The 1,598-nt window shown below is 48.2% G+C and carries 1 protein-coding gene; it reads left to right on the top strand.

What is annotated here, in order from left to right:
• Nucleotides 1-530: 530 nt before the first annotated feature.
• On the top strand, nucleotides 531-1,598 hold a 1,068-nt coding region (locus B5D58_RS13475; RefSeq protein WP_143779600.1), incomplete at its 3' end, for an Ig-like domain-containing protein.

Genomic DNA, 1,598 nt, shown 5'->3' with positions numbered 1-1,598 from the left:
GGACGATAAAATTACCGAATTGAATAACTGAATCTGATCTAACAGGCACTCGTCAAATCGGGTAACTGTCAGATCAGATCTCAACTACTACAATTAAGGGCAATAAAGGCTCAATTCACACCCATTGAGTATCAGGAAACCAAAGGATCCAGATCCTGATTGGTTCATCATCTACTTTCCCTAACTGGCTTTAAGAGCTTGACGCTCAGCACCTTAACAATGGCGCTGAATATCATCGACATAGTTATATGTCGCACTTCTTTCCGCCTGATAGTTGATGTAGTGCATGTCTTTGTTTTACGACAATAATGCATAAATCCTGCTACGTCACGAAGCTTCCGCATTTCAGAAAAATGTGTTGAGGACTGGGCAAAAGGATGAACCTGCTCAGCAGATAACTCTCAACTAACCTCTCATATCGAAGAAAAACGCAATAAACAATCTTCTTCTCTGCCGTTTATAGCTTTAATCAACCAGTAGCATACATTGTCAATCCAGCTTAATGACCATCCATAATAAGGAGTTATTTCATGGCTTCCTCGACTGTCCTTAGTCAACATATTAATGTTCCCGTTGAGGTCAATGCAGAATATGCCATCGCTCCAGACAATCCCGCGAATTTTTTACTAGCAGTTCGCAAAGAAGATATATCCAATTACTCACGTGTCGGTAATGATCTAGCGATCCAGTTCAAGGATGGCCATGCGCTACATATTCAAGGCTTTTTCAGCTTAGGTAAGACAATCAATAATCTGATTCTGGGGGAGGATAACAGTCGTTTTCTGGTTAATTTTCACAATGCCATGAGTGATACGGGCGATGGCATCGTTGAAACCTCTATCATTTACGAACCCATTCAAGACGGTACAGCCACCATAGCTTTGCTGGGCTTGCTGGGAGCAACCGGCATCGGGATCAGATTTGCGGCGGCCGGTGGTGGTAACGGAGATCACCCGATGATGCCTCCGCCCGCCCCCACTCTGACAATCACAGGTAACGGCCAGCCTGTTCCAGACGGCCAATCCACTAACGATACCCTACCTACTCTGTCCGGTACGGCTAAACCTGGCAGCGCAGTCACGGTTTATGACAACGGCCAGGCCATAGGCACTACCCCCGTGGATAGCAACGGCAATTGGAGCTTCACTCCAATCCAGCCTTTATCTGACGGCAATCATAGCTTGTATGCCGTTGCAACCGATAACACAGGAACCAGCGAGCCTAGTTCCTCCCTGACCATCGAGATTGACAGCATTGCGCCCGCTACGCCAAGCATTGATAGTGTGATGGATGATATTGGCATAATCACGGGTGCCATCATGGCGGGCGGTTCTACAGATGACACGACCCCCACACTCTCCGGTGCTACCGAGGCCGGTGCCACGGTATCCATCTTCGACGGTGACAGATTGCTTGGCACCACCACGGCTGACACGAGTGGCAACTGGATCTTCACGCCGCCTTCGCTCTTAAGCGAAGGTGTTCACTCCCTGACCGTGATAGCCACTGATGCAACAGGTAACTCATCTGATCCAAGCGCTAGTTTCACCTTAACTATCGACACCACCGCACCGACGTTTGTCAGCGCCGCAACCAGC

It is taken from the genome of Nitrosomonas europaea (assembly GCF_900167395.1).
Classification (GTDB): Bacteria; Pseudomonadota; Gammaproteobacteria; order Burkholderiales; family Nitrosomonadaceae; genus Nitrosomonas; species Nitrosomonas europaea.
This window is presented reverse-complemented; position numbering and strand designations above follow the sequence as displayed.